Here is a 15,215-nt window from a genome sequence, read left to right as displayed (position 1 = left end):
GGGGGCCCGGCGGCGCTCACGGCAGGACCGTCGCCGCCGCAGCCGGATACGGCTGCTGGTCGCGGTCCTCGTGCCGACGGCCGTGATCTGCATCGCGGTGGCCGCCTCGCCGCTGTGGTCCGGCGGGGACGATCCGTCGGCTGCCGCAGCCGCGTCCGCATCAGCCAATTCCGGTTCCGGTTCCGGTTCCGGCGATAAGTCGTATGCCGATGACGCCCCGACCGGTTCCGGTTCGAAGGGCGGGGCGAGCACCAGACCGAAGGCGCGTGCCAAGCCGAAGGTGAGCCCGAAGACAAAGCCGAGCTCCGACACCGACTCCACATCCAAATCCGGCACCAAGGGCGGTGACCATCCCGCCATCCCCTCCCACGGCCCCGGCACCTTCACGGTCGCGCGGGCGGGCGCGACCTCGGGCGGTGGCAACGCCTACCGGGTCGAGGTGGAGGACGGCACCGGCGTCGACCCGGACGCGGCCGCCACCCAGATCGCCGGGTTCCTCGCCGCGCCACGTGGCTGGGCGCACGGCGGAGAGCATACGTTCCACCAGGTCACGAAGGGCCCTGCGGGGCTGGTCGTCCGGATCGCCACGGCGGCGACCGTCGACAGGATCTGCGGGAACAGCGGGCTCAACACCCATGGTGAGGTCAACTGCCGCGTCGGTGTCGATGTCATGGTCAACCTCAAGCGCTGGCAGACCGGTTCACCCGAATTCAACGGACCCCTGGCCGAATACCGCGCCCTCATCATCAACCACGAAGTCGGCCACTGGCTCGGCCACGGCCACGAAACCTGCCCCGGCAAAGGCCGACCCGCCCCCGCCATGATGCAGCAGATCTACGGACTCAAAGGCTGTGTCGCCAACCCCTGGCCCTACGACACCAACGGCCAGTACCTGGGCGGACCCTCCGTGCCGTGAGTCTTCTGTGACGCGTGACGCGTGGCGCCTGTGACTCCTGAGGCACCCAACCCACCCGCCCTGTCCGCTTCGTAAGCGAGTGGACTGAACCAATTCGCGCCATCAGCGGTCATTACAGAGGGGAGTACGAGCACCGGAACACTGGGGAGGGGCGCGGATGTCCGGATCGGACGTGCGTCGGCAGGGTCAGCGGGGGCGTGGCCGGAAACGGCTGCTCGTCATGGGCGTCGTCCCGGTCCTGCTGGTGGCGGCCGCCGTGGCGGGGCTCCGGTGGAAGAACGAGCGCGCGGGCGGTCCCGGCGACTCGGGCTCCGCCGCCTCCTTCACCGTCGCCCGCGCGGCCGCGTCGACCACCGGCAGGGGCCACGCCTACCGGGTCGAGGTGGAGGACGGCTCCGGTCTGGACCCGGACAAGGCTGCCGCAGTGGTCGCCCGCATCCTGGCCGCGCCCCGGGGCTGGTCGCACCACGGCGAGAACACCTTCCGCCAGGTCGCCGAGGGCCCTGCGGGGCTGGTCATACGGATCGCCTCGCCCCGGACCACGGACCGGATCTGCGGGAAGAGCGGTCTGGACACGCACGGCGAGGTCAACTGCCGCGTCGGCGTGGACGTCATGGTCAACCTCAAGCGCTGGCAGACCGGTTCACCCGAGTTCAACGGGCCCCTGGCCGAGTACCGCGCCCTCATCATCAACCACGAAGTCGGCCACTGGCTCGGCCACGGCCACGAAACCTGCCCCGGCAAGGGCCGCCCCGCCCCCGCCATGATGCAGCAGATCTACGGACTCAAGGGGTGCGTCGCCAACGCCTGGCCCTATGACGCCAAGGGCCAGTACCTGGGTGGCCCCTCCGTGGCGTGAGACTCCTGCCGCACACTCGACGCGCTCAGCGCCGCCGGTACACCAGCCGCCCGCCCAGAACGGTGACCACGCAGGACCCCGCCCCCGCCGCGAGGAGCGTGGCCTCGTCCGGTACGTCGAACACCGCGAAGTCGGCGCGGGCGCCGGTGACGAGCGGGGCGTGCACGGCGCCCGGCAGGTCACGCCCCCCGGCGAGCGGATCGAGATCCGCCGCCCCGCCCATGGAAACACTCCCCGAAACGCTCCCCGAAACGCTCTGAGGAACGTTCTCAGAAACGCCCCCCGGAACCCCGACCGGAGAGACGCCCCCCAGGACCTCCACCAGACCGGAACGGGACACGGCGGTCCGCACGGCCGGGTCGCGGAACGGGCCGGTGAGGTGCGTCGTCCCGTACCGCAGCATCTGCTGGAGACCCCGGCGTACGCTGCCCGCCCACCGGGTCGCGTCCAGCTCCCGCGCCAGCCGTGCGAACGCCTCGCCCGACAGCGGTTCGACGCCGAGTTCGTCCGCCTCGCGCGGGTCGGGGTGGTAGCAGCGGGTCAGCAGCCACTCCGCGTGCCGCTGCCGAAGGCCCGGGGCGATGACGCCCGGCCACTGCCGGACGCGCGCCGCCGGATGAGCGGCGGCCACCGCCTCGTACGGACCGAGGGCGACGATCCGGTCCCCGTCCACCGCCACCGCGCCCCGCTCGACGGGGCCCGCGCCGACCGGGAGGACCAGCGGCGCGGCGTGGACGGTCAGCACGACGGCGTCAGTTGGCGTTCAGGAGCTTGAGCTCCGGGTGGGCGGTGCCGCCCTCGATCGCGGTGGACGAGATGTGCGAGACGACGCGCTCGTCGACCGGGTCGTTCGCCGGGTCGTCGTGGACGACGAGGTGCTCGTACGTGGTGGCGCGCTGGGCCGGGACCCGGTCCGCCTTGCGGATCAGGTCGATGATCTCCAGCCGGTTGGAGCGGTGCTTGGCTCCGGCGGAGGAGACGACGTTCTCCTCCAGCATGATCGAGCCGAGGTCGTCCGCGCCGTAGTGCAGCGACAGCTGGCCGACCTCCTTGCCGGTGGTCAGCCAGGAGCCCTGGATGTGCGCGACGTTGTCCAGGAAGAGCCGGGCGATGGCGATGATCCGCAGGTACTCGAAGAGCGTGGCCTGCGTCTGGCCCTTCAGCTTGTTGTTCTCCGGCTGGTACGTGTACGGGATGAAGGCGCGGAAGCCGCCGGTGCGGTCCTGTACGTCGCGGATCATGCTCAGGTGCTCGATGCGCTCGGCGTTGGTCTCGCCCGTGCCCATCAGCATGGTGGAGGTCGACTCGACCCCGAGGCCGTGGGCGATCTCCATGATCTCCAGCCAGCGCTCGCCGGACTCCTTGAGCGGGGCGATCGCGGTACGCGGACGGGCCGGCAGCAGCTCGGCGCCCGCGCCCGCGAAGGAGTCGAGACCGGCTGCGTGGATGCGGCTGATGGCCTCTTCCGCGGAGACCTTCGAGATCCGGGCCATGTGCTCGATCTCGGAGGCGCCGAGCGAGTGGATGACCAGCTGCGGGAACGCCTTCTTGATCGCGGAGAAGTGCTCCTCGTAGTACTCCACGCCGTAGTCCGGGTGGTGCCCGCCCTGGAACATGATCTGGGTGCCGCCCAGCTCCACGGTCTCCGCGCACCGGCGCAGGATGTCGTCGAGGTCGCGGGACCAGCCCTTGGCGGTGTCCTTGGGCGCGGCGTAGAACGCGCAGAACTTGCACGCCGTCACGCACACGTTCGTGTAGTTGATGTTGCGCTCGATGATGTACGTCGCGATGTGCTCCGTACCGGCGTAACGGCGTCGGCGTACGGCGTCGGCGGCCGCGCCCAGCGCGTGCAGCGGGGCGGAGCGGTAGAGGTCGAGTGCCTCCGCCGGAGTGATCCGCCCGCCTTCGGCGGCTCGGTCGAGGATGGGCTGGAGGTCGGCCTTCTCGGTCACCGGGCTGTCACCTTTCGGCGGTTTTTCAACGGATCTACGGACCGGTTCAGCGTACGCCAGCCCCGGCGCAGGTCAGCCGCCGGACCGGTTGAGCGTGCCGTAGGGGAGCCCGGCGCCCCGCTCGTCGGACCGGAAGCGGAGGGTGTCGTCGCCGACACGGGTGAAGTGGATGTCCGTGGTCGTGGTCGTGCACAGGCCCGCCGTGCCGGGGCGTGCCGGATCGGCTCGCTCCCGGAACGTCAGCTCCTTGTCGGTGCCGGAGGTGAAGGACGCGATGCTGTGACAGCTGACCTGGACGCCGAGGGCGGAGAGCGTCGTGCTCGTGCGGACCACGTCGGCGCCCTTCTTCCCCTTCCTGATCACCACACTGAGCCTGCCGTGCGGCTGACCGGTCGTCTTCTCGGTGAGCGGTCCCTCCCAGGTGCCGATGAAGCTCTTCGGCACCTCACCGACCTGGCCGCCCGGGGTCGCCGCACTGTCCCCGGGGCGGGTCGGTCCGGGCGAGGCGGTGGCGCCCGGGGTGCGGCCGGTGCCTCCGTGCTCCGCGGTGTCGCGGCCGCCACCGCCCGGCATCAGGTCGAAGACGTAGGCGCTGCCCACGGTCACCGCGGCGAGCGCACCGGCCACCGCGAGCGCGACGGTGCAGCTCAGCCTGCGCCCCCGGCGCTGCTCGTCCGGCCGGGAATCGGCGCTCACGCTGACGGTGAACCGGGGGTCGGGCGCGCGCTGCCCCGGCACCCCGTCCGTCCCCGGGGCGGGCGGGTACGGCGGAGGGCTCGTACCCGGTCCGGTCAGGTGGGCCGCCGGTTCGACGGGCGGGCCGAACACCCCGAGGGCGGGGCCCCCGTCGAACCCGTGCGAGGCGTTGGTGAACGGCACCGGCCCCGACTGCACCGGGGCGTCCTGCGGTTCCAGGTCCAGCAGCGCGACCGCGGAGCGGCTGACCTCGCGCACCAGGGGGCCGGGCAGCCAGCCCGCCGCCACCCGGGCCGCCGCGCCGCCGGGGGCCAGCCGGTCCGCGAGCCGGGCCGGGCTGGGCCGGTGCGCCGGGTCCTTCGCCAGGCAGGAGGCGACGACCTCGCGCAGCTCGCCCTCCAGATCGCCCAGCTCCGGCTCCTCGTGCACCACCTTGTAGAGCAGTACGGCGGACGAGTCGCCGAGGAAGGGCGCGGCACCGGTGGCCGCGTACGCGAGCACCGCACCCAGTGAGAAGACGTCGGCGGCGCCCGAGATCTCCTGGCCCCTGATCTGCTCCGGCGCCATGTAGCCGGGCGAGCCGACCGAGACCCCGGTGGAGGTGAGCGAGGCGGTGGCGTCGATGGCCCTGGCGATGCCGAAGTCGATCAGCCGGGGACCGTCGAGGGCGAGCAGCACGTTGGAGGGCTTCACGTCCCGGTGAATCAGGCCCTGTTCATGGACCGCGCCGAGCGCCTCGGCCAGCCCCGCGCCCAGGGTGCGTACCGCCTGTTCGGGCAGCGGGCCGTGCTCGGTGACCGCGGCGGAGAGCGGGGGCCCGGCCACGTAACCGGTCGCCACCCACGGGACGGGGGCGTCGGGATCGGCGTCCAGGACGGGCGCGGTCCACTGGGCGCCGATCCGCCGCGCCGCGTCCACCTCGCGCCGGAACCGGGCGCGGAACTGCTCGTCGAGCGCGAAGTGCGGATGGACCACCTTGACCGCGACGGTGCGGCCGCCGGCGCTGCGTCCCAGGTAGACGCGCCCCATGCCGCCGGCACCGAGTCTGCCGATCAGCCGGTAGGCACCGATGCTCAGCGGTTCGCCGGCTTCCAGCGGCTGCATATGCGGACTCCCCCTGTGGACACCGGCCCGGACCTCCGACCGAAGCCTAGAGCCGAAGGTCATGCGGTCCCAGGCAAACCATCCGCCGATATCGCCCCCGAGGGAACGAACGGCGCCATTCATCACAAGAAAAGAGAGCGAATGTGTCGTTCCCGGGTGAGGGACCGATTGACGGAAGCCACCGGGGCGCACTCCCGACGCTTCCCACTAATCGGCCATTCAACGCGTATTCACTCGAATCGATATCCCTCGGGAACATCCCGCAGGAAGGGCGGGAAGGCAGGAGGCGGGAAGGCGGGAACACGGAAAGGACGACGGGTAGGTGGAATGATGCATTCCACCTACCCGTCGCGTGCAGTAGTCGCGTACCGCCCTCGCGTGCGCTCAGCCGCCGAGCAGCTCCACGTTCACGTCCGCGGCGAAGCCGGTCGTCGGGCCGGTCCGGCGGGCGAACTCCTGGACGCCGGCCAGCTGCGCGGAGCCGAAGCGGAAGTCGAGGGTCGTGAAGTAGCGCTCCAGGACCTCCGCGTCGAAGGCCTCCCAGCGTGCGGCCTGCTCCGCGACCTTGGTGACCTCCTCCAGGGAGACGTCCCGCGAGGCCAGGAACGCCTCGTGGACCTTCCGCACCGCGGTGGGCTCGGCCGCCAGGTAGTCCTTGCGGGCGGCCCATACGGCGAAGACGAACGGCAGCCCCGTCCACTCCTTCCACATCGCGCCCAGGTCGTGGACCTGGAGGCCGAGGCGGGGGGCGTCGTGCAGGTTGGCACGCAGCGCGGCGTCACCGATGAGGACGGCGGCGTCCGCCTCCTGCATCATCACGCCGAGGTCGGGCGGGCAGGTGTAGTAGTCCGGGGTCACCCCGTACCGCTCGGCGAGCAGCAGCTGCGCCAGCCGTACGGAGGTGCGGGAGGTCGAGCCGAGCGCCACCCGGGCCCGGTCGAGGTCCTCCAGGGGGCGCTGCGACACGATCACGCACGACATGACGGGCCCGTCGCAGCCGACCGCGATGTCGGGGAAGGCGACCAGGTCGTCGGCGTTGCGGAGGAACTCCACGAGGGTGATGGGGCCGATGTCCAGATCGCCCCTGATCAGCTGCTCGCTGAGCTTCTCCGGGGTGTCCTTCGAGAGCTCCAGGTCGAGCAGGGTCCCGGTCCGTGCCAGCCCCCAGTAGAGGGGAAGGCAGTTGAGGAACTGGATGTGGCCGACGCGCGGCCGGTTGCGACGGTCGTCGCCTGCGACGGTTGAGACGGTTGAATTGTCCACATCGCGAGGCTAGACCTGTCGGTCCCCGACAGCCCCACCGGGGGCGCGCGGCGCCGCGCGATCCCTCTCCCGGGGGGTGCCGGAATGGTGTCGAACCCGTCCTTCGACCCAGTCGGAGAGGGCGTCGGAGAGGGCTCCGAAGAGTGCTCTCCCAAGGGCTCCCGGCCCTGCTCGAAGAGGGTCCCGGACCGCTCGTGCGCACGGCAATCAAACATTCGAGTCACGTGATCTTTCCCTCTACCCTTCCGCACATCCTGCGTGCTAGGCTCAACGCCAAGTTGCAGTTTGGTTTCCCTTGCAGTACAGAGCCTGCGGAGCATGTAACCCGCAGGCTTTTGTAGTTTTCAGACTTCTTTGCAGGTTCTGGAGCAGGGCAACCCTTTGGCCCAAGGAGGGCTTATGGCTACCGGAACCGTCAAGTGGTTCAACGCTGAAAAGGGCTTCGGCTTCATCGCCCAGGACGGCGGCGGCCCGGATGTCTTCGTCCATTACTCCGCGATCAACGCGTCCGGGTTCCGCTCCCTCGAGGAGAACCAGGTCGTGAACTTCGACGTCACTCAGGGACCCAAGGGTCCGCAGGCTGAGAACGTCACCCCGGCCTAGTTGCCCGGGTCGGCCGATCGCGGCCGGTAACGCAGTACCCAAGGAGCCCCGCTCCCCCGCCTCGGCGGAGGAACGGGGCTCCTGCCTGTGTGCCCTGCTCCTTGAGGTCTACTTCTTGGGCGTCTCGTCGCGGCTGTCCACGACTCCTCGGTCGAGCACGGCCTGCATCTCGGTGACGGTGCCCTTCTTGCCCAGCTCGCCGTCCTCCAGGAAGGTGAGCGACACGATGTCCTCTGCGCCGGCCCGGTCGCCGGTCGAGCGGACCGCGTACCGGAACACCGTCTGCGCGTGGTCGTCGAAGAGGCCGCCGAACGCGTCCGGGTCGCCTGCCCGTATCCGGGCTCTCAGGGAATGCTCCACGTCATGTCCTGCCCCCGGCGGGCGGCAGGTTCCGGTGGCCTGCGTCACACCCGTGCCGGGGCCACGCGATGCTTGACCTTGACACCGTGTGAGGCCGTGCACTGGGAGACATCATGTTCACCATCGGAGACTTCGCCCGCCACGGGCGGGTGTCGGCCCGGATGCTGCGTCATTACGACGCGATCGGGCTGCTGCCCCCCGACAGTACCGACCCCGACACCGGCTACCGCTACTACGGCGGCGGCCAGCTCGCCCGGCTCAACCGGATCATCGCCCTCAAGGATCTCGGCTTCACGCTCCAGCAGGTGCGGGCCGTCCTCGACGAGGAGGTGGGTCCAAAGGAGCTGCGCGGGATGCTCCGGCTGCGGCGCTCGGAACTGTCGGAGGCGGTGGCCGCGGCGGCGGCACGGCTGGCCCAGGTCGAGGCGAGGCTCCGGTCGATCGAGAGCGAGGGACACATGCCAGTGGACGATGTGGTGGTCAGGAACATCGCGGCGGTACGGGTCGCGGAGCTGACCGGGGTGGCCGCGGGCTACGGACCGCAGGACATCACTCCGGTGATCCGCCCCCTGTACGAGCAGCTGTTCCCGCTGCTGGAGCGGGCCGGGGTCTCCCCGGCGGGCCCCGGCATCGCGCGCTACGAGGACGCCCCGGAGGGCGGCGGCGCGGTCGTCGTCCATGCCGGGGTGACGGTCTCCGCGCCGCCGGGGCCGCTGGGTGACACCGGGATCACGGTGGTCGAGCTGCCCCCGTTCGAGGCGGCGACCGTCATCCACCGGGGCGCGATGGACGGCGTGCTGCCGACGTCCCAGACCCTGGCCCGCTGGATCGACGGCTCCGGCTACCGGTCGGCGGGGTACGCCCGCGAGGTCACCCTGGAGTGCCCGCAGGACGAGTCGCAGTGGGTGACGGAGCTCCAGGAGCCGGTCGTCGGGGGAGCCTGACGCCCTGAGGGTGGGGCCGCCCTTCATACGGGCGGCCCCACCCCTCCTGCGCGCCGGGTCCCGCCGCCCCTACGCCCCGGGTCCCGCCCACAGCCCGTCGGCAGTGAGCCCGAGCAGATCGATCGCGTTGCGGCGCACGATGCGGTCCACCACGTCCGCGTCCAGGTGCCCCATCTGCTCCTCCCCGACCTCGCGGGACTTGGGCCAGGTCGAGTCGGAGTGCGGGTAGTCCGTCTCGTACAGCACGTTGGCGACGCCGATCGCGTCCAGGTTCTTCAGCCCGAAGGCGTCGTCGAAGAAGCAGCCGTAGACGTGCTCGGTGAACAGCTCCGACGGCGGCCGGTGGACCTTGTCCGCGACCCCGCCCCAGCCCCGGTTCTCCTCCCAGACCACGTCGGCGCGTTCCAGGATGTACGGAATCCAGCCGATCTGCCCCTCCGCGTACATGATCCGCAGGTTCGGGAAGCGCTCGAACTTGCCGCTCATCAGCCAGTCGACCATCGAGAAGCAGCAGTTGGCGAAGGTGATGGTGGAACCGACGGCGGGCGGGGCGTCGGCCGAGGTGGACGGCATCTTCGAGGACGAGCCGATGTGCATGGCGATCACCGTCCCCGTCTCGTCGCAGGCCCGCAGGAACGGATCCCACTCGTCCGTATGAATGGACGGCAGTCCGAGATGTGGAGGTATTTCGGAGAACGCCACCGCACGCACCCCGCGCGCCGCGTTGCGCCTGACCTCCTCCGCGGCCAACTGCGCGTCCCAGAGCGGGACCAGGGTGAGCGGGATGAGCCGGCCGTGCGCGTCCGGGCCGCACCACTCGTCGACCATCCAGTCGTTGTACGCGCGCACACCGAGCAGGCCGAGTTCGCGGTCCTTCGCTTCGGTGAAGGTCTGGCCGCAGAAGCGGGGGAAGGTCGGGAAGCAGAGGGCGGACTGCACGTGGTTGACGTCCATGTCGGCGAGCCGCTCCGGCACCGAGAACGAACCGGGGCGCATCTGCTCGTACGTGATTACTTCGAGCTTTATCTCGTCCCTGTCGTAGCCGACGGAGGTGTCGAGGCGGGTGAGCGGGCGGTGCAGGTCCTCGTACACCCACCAGTCACCGATCGGGCCGTCGTCGCCCTTCGCACCCATCACGGGCGCGAACTTTCCGCCCATGAACGTCATTTCCTTGAGCGGCGCCCGGACGATGCGCGGACCGGAGTCCGCGTACTTGGACGGGAGCCGGTCCCGCCAGACATGAGGGGGCTCCACCGTGTGGTCGTCCACCGAGATGATCTTCGGGAAGGTCTCCATGCGTTCCACGGTAGCGCTGATCTGACGAACCGTCAGCAATCTGTGCGAGGCTCCGTTCCACAATCGTTGTCGAGGGCTCGTGCAGACAGTCACCCACTGCTGACGTGTCCGCCCTTCACAAGGCAGACTGTTGACGGCGATACGAACGGTATGGAGCAATCCGGATCTCCTCGGCGGTGTCCCGACATGTTCGGTGCGGCACTGGGCAGTGCGCAGAGAGCAGGACAGGAGGCGGCAATGGGCCGTGACGACGGGTCACGGGTGCGTGTTCCGGAACAACGAGCTCCGGAGCGGCAGCCGACGGACGGTACAGAGCTGCGCTTCTCCGTGCTCGGACCGGTACGGGCCCGGCGGGGTGACGAGACGCTGCCGTCCGGTTCGCCGCAACAGCGCGCCCTGCTGTCGGCCCTGCTGCTGCGGGGCGGCCACACCGCGACGGCCGGTGAACTCATCGACGCCATCTGGGGCGACGAGCCGCCCTCCCAGGCGCTGGCCGCCGTACGCACGTACGCCTCCCGGCTCCGCAAGGTCCTGGGTCCGCAGACCCTGGCGAGCGACTCCGGCGGGTACGCGATGCGCACCGGGCCCGACGCGCTCGATGTGACCGTGGCCGAGGAACTGGCCGCCGGAGCGGACAAGGCCCGCGCCGCGGGTGACCGTCCCCGGGCCAGGGTGCTGCTGAACAAGGCGCTCGCCCTGTGGGACGGCGAGGCGCTGGCCTCGGTGCCCGGACCGTACGCGGAGAACCAGCGCACCAGGCTGGAGGAGTGGCGCCTCCAGCTGACCGAGACCCGGCTGGATCTGGACCTGGAGGTCGGCTGCCACGCGGAGGCGGTCTCCGAACTGACCGCGCTCACCGCCGCGCACCCACTGCGCGAACGGCTGCGCGAGCTGCTGATGGTGGCCCTGTACCGCAGCGGGCGGCAGGCCGAGGCCCTCGCGGTGTACGCGGACACCCGCCGGCTGCTCGCCGAGGAACTGGGCGTGGACCCGCGCCCCGAGCTGGCCCAGCTCCAGCAGCGCATCCTCCAGGCCGACGAGGAGCTGGCCCGCCCGGCCGACGAGCCGGTCCAGGCCGCCGCCCCGGTCCGCCCGGCCCAGCTCCCGGCCACCGTGCCGGACTTCACCGGCCGCGCCTCCTTCGTCCGCGAACTGGGCGACCGGCTCGCCACCGCGGAGGGCTCCGTGATGGCCGTCTCCGCCCTCGCGGGCATCGGCGGCGTCGGCAAGACGACCCTGGCCGTGCACGTCGCCCACCAGGCCCGCCCGCACTTCCCGGACGGCCAGCTGTACGTCGACCTCCAGGGCGCGGGCTCCCGCACCGCAGAACCGGAGACGGTGCTCGGCGCGTTCCTGCGCGCCCTGGGCACGGCGGACTCCGCGATCCCCGACTCCCTCGACGAACGCGCCGCGCTCTACCGCTCCACGCTCGACGGCCGCCGCATCCTGATCCTCCTGGACAACGCCCACGACGCGGCCCAGATCCGCCCGCTGCTCCCGGGCACGGCGGGCTGCGCGGCACTGGTCACCAGCCGGGTCCGGATGGTCGACCTGGCGGGCGCGCACCTGGTCGACCTGGACGTGATGTCGCCGGAGGAGGCGCTCCAGCTCTTCACCCGCATCGTGGGCGAGGAGCGCATCAACTCCGAGCGCGAGGCCGCCCTCGACGTGGTCGCCGCCTGCGGATTCCTCCCGCTCGCCATCCGCATCGCCGCCTCCCGGCTGGCCGCCCGCCGCACCTGGACGGTCTCGGTCCTGGCCGCCAAGCTCGCGGACGAACGCCGCCGGCTGGACGAACTCCAGGCGGGCGACCTCGCGGTGAAGGCCACCTTCGAACTCGGCTACGGCCAGCTGGAGCCCGCCCAGGCCCGCGCCTTCCGCCTCCTGGGCCTGGCGGACGGCCCCGACATCTCCCTCGCCGCCGCGGCCGCCCTGCTGAACCTGGAGACCCACGCGGCGGAGGACCTCCTGGAGGCCCTGGTCGACACCTCCCTGCTGGAGTCCGCCGCGCCGGGCCGCTACCGCTACCACGACCTGGTCCGCCTCTACGCGCGTTCCTGCGCGGAGCGGGACGAGGAGGCCCCGCAGGAGCGGGAGTCTGCGTTGTCGCGGCTGCTGGACTTCTACCTGGCGACGGCCGCGGGGGTGTACGCGCTGGAGCGGCCGGGGGAGCGGGTGCTCGACCACTTCGAGCCCACGGGCCGGCCGGGCCTGCCGTTCTCGACGCCGGCGGAAGCGCTGGACTGGCTCTTCAGCGAGTCCAGCGGGGTGCTCGCGTGCGCCCGGCAATCCGCGACACATGGCATGCTCCGCAAGGCCGCCGATCTCCTCATGGCTGCCGTGGACCTGGGCGAGTCAGGGGCGAATTCGCATCAGTTCACCCAGGCGGCGACGGCGGTCTCCGAGGCCGCGCAGGCGGCGGGCGACGTTCAGGCGGAAGGCCGCGCCCGCACCATGCTGACGCACGTCCACAGCATTTCGGGGCGGTTCGCCGACGCGGAGAGCGATGCGCGGCGTGCCCTGGAACTGGGACTCGCCGCCGGAGACCCGGTCTCCTCCAGTCAAGCGCCCAACCAGCTCGGGATCATCGCCCTGTACGAGAACCGGCACCCTGAGGCCGAGGCCCACTTCGCCCAGGCCCTGAGCGCCTTCCGCGCCGACCGGAACACGTCGGGCGAAGCGTCGGCACTGTGCAACATGTCCAGGGTCCACCTGGCCACGGACCGTAAGACCAGTGCGGTGGAGCTGGCCCGACAGGGCATCTCCCTCTACGAGTCGGGCGGACGGGAACAGGCGCTCCGGCTGGCCAACGGGAAGTACGCACTCGGTCTGGCCCTCACCGGAGCGGGCCGGACCGCAGAGGCACGTCAGGTACTCACCGAGGCCCTGACAGTCTTCCGCGAGAGCCGCCAGCGGTTCTGGCAGGGCATGACGCTGTTCCGGCTGTCGGAAGTCGACCTGGCGGACCGTCAGCACGCACAGGCCGCCTCACAGGCGGAACAGGCCCTTGCCGTCCTGCACGGGATCGGCGGGGAGTGGCGACGGGCGAACATCCTGACCGTGCTCGGCCTCAGCCTCACACCTCTCGGCCAGACCGACCGTGCGCAGGCCTGCTGGCTGGAAGCACTCACGGTCTTCGAGGAGTTGGGGTCGTCCGAAGCAGACGATGTGCGTGCCCTTCTCCACCCGGCTTCCATGGTCTGAGGTTCGGGCAGCCGCGTTCATCATTCGTTTATCGCCCCGGGCCACTCTCTTACTCATCGATCCGTCGCGTCGGGGGGCAGGCGGATCGTGGTGTGGCCTCACCGTTAGGGTGAACGGCCCTGGAATGCCCGTCCGGCGATCCACGGGGGAACCGCCGGACGGGCACCCCATCCATTACGTCCACGCTTTCAGGAGTTGACCTTCATGGCCGACAACAGCGGCATCATCAAGCCGACCGACGCGCACGCCTCGGACGAGGAAATCACCACCCAGGACGCTCACGCTTCGAGCGAGCCCCTCAAGCCGGCTGACGCACACGCCTCGGGCGAGAAGATCACCACGCTCGACGCCCACGCCTCGGCGCCGAAGCCCAAGTAGACCAAACCCGCACGGGGGCACGGGGGCACGGCCGCGGCGGCGCGGAGGGGGAGCCGTCGCGGCCGCGGCATGTCCGCACACCGGTCGGGCAGGGCCCTACACCCCGCGCACCAGCACCCTCGCCCTACACAACTTCCCCATGTCGTCCTCGTCCGAGGTGAAGACCACCACCCGGCCCCGCTGCCGCCCCGCGATGACCGCGAGCGCCGCGTCGATAGCGTACTTGTGACCGTGCAGGCCGGTGGACCTGAGGAGGCGGATCGCCTCGTCGGCGATGTCCTTGGTGACCGGCTCCACCACGACCCGCGACATTGCCCAGTCCCAGATGGGCTGCCGGATCCTGCTGTGATATGCCTCGATGAGCGTCATCGAACTCGTCACCACACGGACGCTCGACTGGTGGGCCCTGGCGAGCGTCACGGACATCGCCCGGTCGTTCAGGGCGATCTTGGACAAGGCCTCGCTGTCCAAGACATACGTCATCTCGGGCATTAAGCAGCATCCGCCGGCCGGTCAGCGCCGGGTTCACGCTCGTCGAACCAGCGCTCGATGTCGCGCATCTCCTTGTCGGCGGCGGCCTCCTCCACCTCGCTCAGTGGTCCGCCCTCCTTCAGTAGCCGATCCACCAGCTCCCCCAGCCGGTCATGCTCACGCTGACGCTCTATCGCACGCGTGACATAGGCACTGAACGCCCCCGACCCCACCTCGCTCCGGATCTCCTCCGCCAGCTCCTCCGGCAGGGTGACCGTGTATTTCTTGGTTGCCATACCTATCACCATACCGAGAGCAAGCGCGCCCCGCCACCAGCCTCACCCCATGGAGTGACAGGACCCAAGCCTCATTGACGCACAATCTCGCCACCCGCCGCACACTCCCCTACCCTGTACGACATGGACAGCGAGCCGCACAGCCACGACACCCGGATCACCGTCCGCGATCTTCAGCGGAACGCCGCGGCCGTCCTCGTGCGGCTGGAGCACGGGGAGACGTTCACCGTCACCCGGCACGGCCGGACAGTGGCGCGGATAGTCCCTCCGGATCCTGCCGAGGAAGCGGTCAACCAGGCCGTCGCGGACGGACTGATCGATCTCACGGAGCTCAGCCGCGCCCGCACCGCCGCCCAGACGGCACGCGTCCGGACCGCTCCCTCGACCGCCGCCGACGTGCCGCTCACCCAGGCCCTGGAAGAGCTGCGCGACGCCCAGGACGGCGGGGAAGGGCGCTGATGCGTTTCATCTATCTGGACACCTCCGCGGCGCTCAAGCTGTTCAAGGAAGAGTCCGAATCCGCCGCTCTCAAAGCGTGGCTCTCCACCCAGGGGTCTGCCACCGTCCTGACCTGCGATCTCACGCGGACAGAGGTCCGGCGTGCCCTGCACGCCGCGCATGCCGGGCTCGATGTCGCCGCCGAAGCCGAGGAATGGCTCGACGAGAGCGCGCTCGTCCGGATGCCGCCGCTTCTCTTCGACCGCGCGGGACAGCTGTCTCCCGGCAACCGGCTCCGCTCCCTGGACGCCCTGCACCTGGCCGCCGCACAGGGGCTGGGCAGGGCTCTCCTCTCGTTCGTCGTCTACGACAAGAGGCTGGTCGAGTCGGCACGGGAACTGGGCCTGCCCGTCGCGTGCCCCGGGGCGGGCTGAG

Annotated in this window: 16 protein-coding genes; 8 read left to right on the top strand and 8 right to left on the bottom strand. The window is 70.7% G+C overall.

Going from position 1 to position 15,215, the window contains the following annotated elements:
- Window positions 1–52 precede the first annotated feature (52 nt).
- Together OG892_RS23730 and OG892_RS23725 are read left to right on the top strand one after the other, a co-directional pair.
- Window positions 53–916 (top strand): DUF3152 domain-containing protein, encoded by an 864-nt coding sequence (locus tag OG892_RS23730; RefSeq protein ID WP_371631674.1) that lies wholly within the window; start codon window positions 53–55, stop codon window positions 914–916.
- A gap of 157 nt (window positions 917–1,073) precedes the next feature.
- Complete coding sequence (locus OG892_RS23725; protein ID WP_107421654.1) at window positions 1,074–1,775, top strand: DUF3152 domain-containing protein; 702 nt, start codon at window positions 1,074–1,076, stop codon at window positions 1,773–1,775.
- Window positions 1,776–1,800: 25 nt separating this feature from the next.
- On the opposite strand, the gene OG892_RS23720 is transcribed toward OG892_RS23725, so the two are convergent.
- The 4 genes from OG892_RS23720 to OG892_RS23705 all read right to left on the bottom strand — a co-directional run bounded on the left by OG892_RS23720 (window position 1,801) and on the right by OG892_RS23705 (window position 6,790).
- Complete coding sequence (locus OG892_RS23720; protein WP_371630233.1) at window positions 1,801–2,520, bottom strand: hypothetical protein; 720 nt, start codon at window positions 2,518–2,520, stop codon at window positions 1,801–1,803.
- A 7-nt stretch (window positions 2,521–2,527) separates the two neighbouring features.
- Complete coding sequence (mqnC, locus tag OG892_RS23715) at window positions 2,528–3,727, bottom strand: cyclic dehypoxanthinyl futalosine synthase (protein ID WP_073732770.1); 1,200 nt, start codon at window positions 3,725–3,727, stop codon at window positions 2,528–2,530.
- A 72-nt stretch (window positions 3,728–3,799) separates the two neighbouring features.
- Window positions 3,800–5,527 carry a serine/threonine-protein kinase gene (locus tag OG892_RS23710; RefSeq protein ID WP_371630232.1) on the bottom strand — a complete coding sequence of 576 codons (1,728 nt, stop codon included), beginning with the start codon at window positions 5,525–5,527 and terminating at the stop codon, window positions 3,800–3,802.
- A 384-nt stretch (window positions 5,528–5,911) separates the two neighbouring features.
- A complete protein-coding gene (locus OG892_RS23705) occupies window positions 5,912–6,790 on the bottom strand; it encodes a menaquinone biosynthetic enzyme MqnA/MqnD family protein (RefSeq protein ID WP_073732772.1) in 879 nt (292 codons plus the stop codon).
- Between the two features lie 399 nt (window positions 6,791–7,189).
- On the opposite strand from OG892_RS23705, the gene OG892_RS23700 reads away from it, so the two are divergent.
- Window positions 7,190–7,393 carry a cold-shock protein gene (locus OG892_RS23700; RefSeq protein ID WP_003967102.1) on the top strand — a complete coding sequence of 68 codons (204 nt, stop codon included), beginning with the start codon at window positions 7,190–7,192 and terminating at the stop codon, window positions 7,391–7,393.
- 108 nt (window positions 7,394–7,501) lie between these two features.
- Here OG892_RS23700 and OG892_RS23695 read toward each other — a convergent pair whose 3' ends face one another.
- Window positions 7,502–7,753 carry an RNA polymerase sigma factor gene (locus OG892_RS23695; RefSeq protein WP_371630231.1) on the bottom strand — a complete coding sequence of 84 codons (252 nt, stop codon included), beginning with the start codon at window positions 7,751–7,753 and terminating at the stop codon, window positions 7,502–7,504.
- A gap of 113 nt (window positions 7,754–7,866) precedes the next feature.
- Between OG892_RS23695 and OG892_RS23690 the strand changes: the two genes are divergently transcribed.
- Entirely contained in the window at window positions 7,867–8,697 is an 831-nt protein-coding gene (locus OG892_RS23690; RefSeq protein WP_328865843.1) for a MerR family transcriptional regulator, read from the top strand.
- 69 nt (window positions 8,698–8,766) lie between these two features.
- Here the strand turns inward: OG892_RS23690 and OG892_RS23685 are convergent, their stop codons facing one another.
- Window positions 8,767–9,993: an amidohydrolase family protein gene (locus OG892_RS23685; protein WP_328865844.1), complete on the bottom strand. Its 1,227-nt coding sequence runs from the start codon at window positions 9,991–9,993 to the stop codon at window positions 8,767–8,769.
- Between the two features lie 237 nt (window positions 9,994–10,230).
- On the opposite strand from OG892_RS23685, the gene OG892_RS23680 reads away from it, so the two are divergent.
- Both OG892_RS23680 and OG892_RS23675 read left to right on the top strand, forming a co-directional pair.
- Window positions 10,231–13,197, top strand: coding sequence for a BTAD domain-containing putative transcriptional regulator (locus tag OG892_RS23680; protein ID WP_371630230.1), 2,967 nt, complete (start codon window positions 10,231–10,233; stop codon window positions 13,195–13,197).
- Window positions 13,198–13,401: 204 nt separating this feature from the next.
- On the top strand, window positions 13,402–13,575 hold the full coding sequence (locus OG892_RS23675) for a hypothetical protein (RefSeq protein ID WP_328865846.1): 174 nt from the start codon (window positions 13,402–13,404) through the stop codon (window positions 13,573–13,575).
- Between the two features lie 96 nt (window positions 13,576–13,671).
- Here the strand turns inward: OG892_RS23675 and OG892_RS23670 are convergent, their stop codons facing one another.
- Both OG892_RS23670 and OG892_RS23665 read right to left on the bottom strand, forming a co-directional pair.
- Complete coding sequence (locus OG892_RS23670; RefSeq protein ID WP_328865847.1) at window positions 13,672–14,067, bottom strand: PIN domain-containing protein; 396 nt, start codon at window positions 14,065–14,067, stop codon at window positions 13,672–13,674.
- Complete coding sequence (locus OG892_RS23665; protein WP_328865848.1) at window positions 14,067–14,342, bottom strand: hypothetical protein; 276 nt, start codon at window positions 14,340–14,342, stop codon at window positions 14,067–14,069. Before OG892_RS23665 ends, OG892_RS23670 begins: the two co-directional genes overlap by 1 nt.
- Window positions 14,343–14,465: 123 nt before the next feature.
- On the opposite strand from OG892_RS23665, the gene OG892_RS23660 reads away from it, so the two are divergent.
- Together OG892_RS23660 and OG892_RS23655 are read left to right on the top strand one after the other, a co-directional pair.
- A complete protein-coding gene (locus OG892_RS23660; RefSeq protein ID WP_073732778.1) occupies window positions 14,466–14,801 on the top strand; it encodes a type II toxin-antitoxin system Phd/YefM family antitoxin in 336 nt (111 codons plus the stop codon).
- A complete protein-coding gene (locus tag OG892_RS23655; RefSeq protein WP_371630229.1) occupies window positions 14,801–15,214 on the top strand; it encodes a type II toxin-antitoxin system VapC family toxin in 414 nt (137 codons plus the stop codon). The genes OG892_RS23660 and OG892_RS23655 overlap by 1 nt, the downstream gene beginning before the upstream one ends.
- The last annotated feature ends 1 nt before the right edge of the window (window position 15,215 follow it).

The organism is Streptomyces sp. NBC_00341 (genome assembly GCF_041435055.1).
Lineage (GTDB): Bacteria > Actinomycetota > Actinomycetes > Streptomycetales > Streptomycetaceae > Streptomyces.
The sequence above is the reverse complement of the archived record's forward strand: the minus strand, read 5'-3'. Positions and strand labels throughout refer to the sequence as shown.

Excerpts from the sequence above, each read along its gene's own strand:
- OG892_RS23725 (WP_107421654.1), top strand. The coding sequence starts at position 1,074 with ATGTCCGGATCGGACGTGCGTCGGCAGGGTCAGCGGGGGCGTGGCCGG.
- OG892_RS23710 (WP_371630232.1), bottom strand. The coding sequence starts at position 5,527 with ATGCAGCCGCTGGAAGCCGGCGAACCGCTGAGCATCGGTGCCTACCGG.
- OG892_RS23700 (WP_003967102.1), top strand. The coding sequence starts at position 7,190 with ATGGCTACCGGAACCGTCAAGTGGTTCAACGCTGAAAAGGGCTTCGGC.
- OG892_RS23690 (WP_328865843.1), top strand. The coding sequence starts at position 7,867 with ATGTTCACCATCGGAGACTTCGCCCGCCACGGGCGGGTGTCGGCCCGG.
- OG892_RS23685 (WP_328865844.1), bottom strand. The coding sequence starts at position 9,993 with ATGGAGACCTTCCCGAAGATCATCTCGGTGGACGACCACACGGTGGAG.
- OG892_RS23680 (WP_371630230.1), top strand. The coding sequence starts at position 10,231 with ATGGGCCGTGACGACGGGTCACGGGTGCGTGTTCCGGAACAACGAGCT.
- OG892_RS23675 (WP_328865846.1), top strand. The coding sequence starts at position 13,402 with ATGGCCGACAACAGCGGCATCATCAAGCCGACCGACGCGCACGCCTCG.
- OG892_RS23670 (WP_328865847.1), bottom strand. The coding sequence starts at position 14,067 with ATGCCCGAGATGACGTATGTCTTGGACAGCGAGGCCTTGTCCAAGATC.
- OG892_RS23665 (WP_328865848.1), bottom strand. The coding sequence starts at position 14,342 with ATGGCAACCAAGAAATACACGGTCACCCTGCCGGAGGAGCTGGCGGAG.
- OG892_RS23660 (WP_073732778.1), top strand. The coding sequence starts at position 14,466 with ATGGACAGCGAGCCGCACAGCCACGACACCCGGATCACCGTCCGCGAT.
- OG892_RS23655 (WP_371630229.1), top strand. The coding sequence starts at position 14,801 with ATGCGTTTCATCTATCTGGACACCTCCGCGGCGCTCAAGCTGTTCAAG.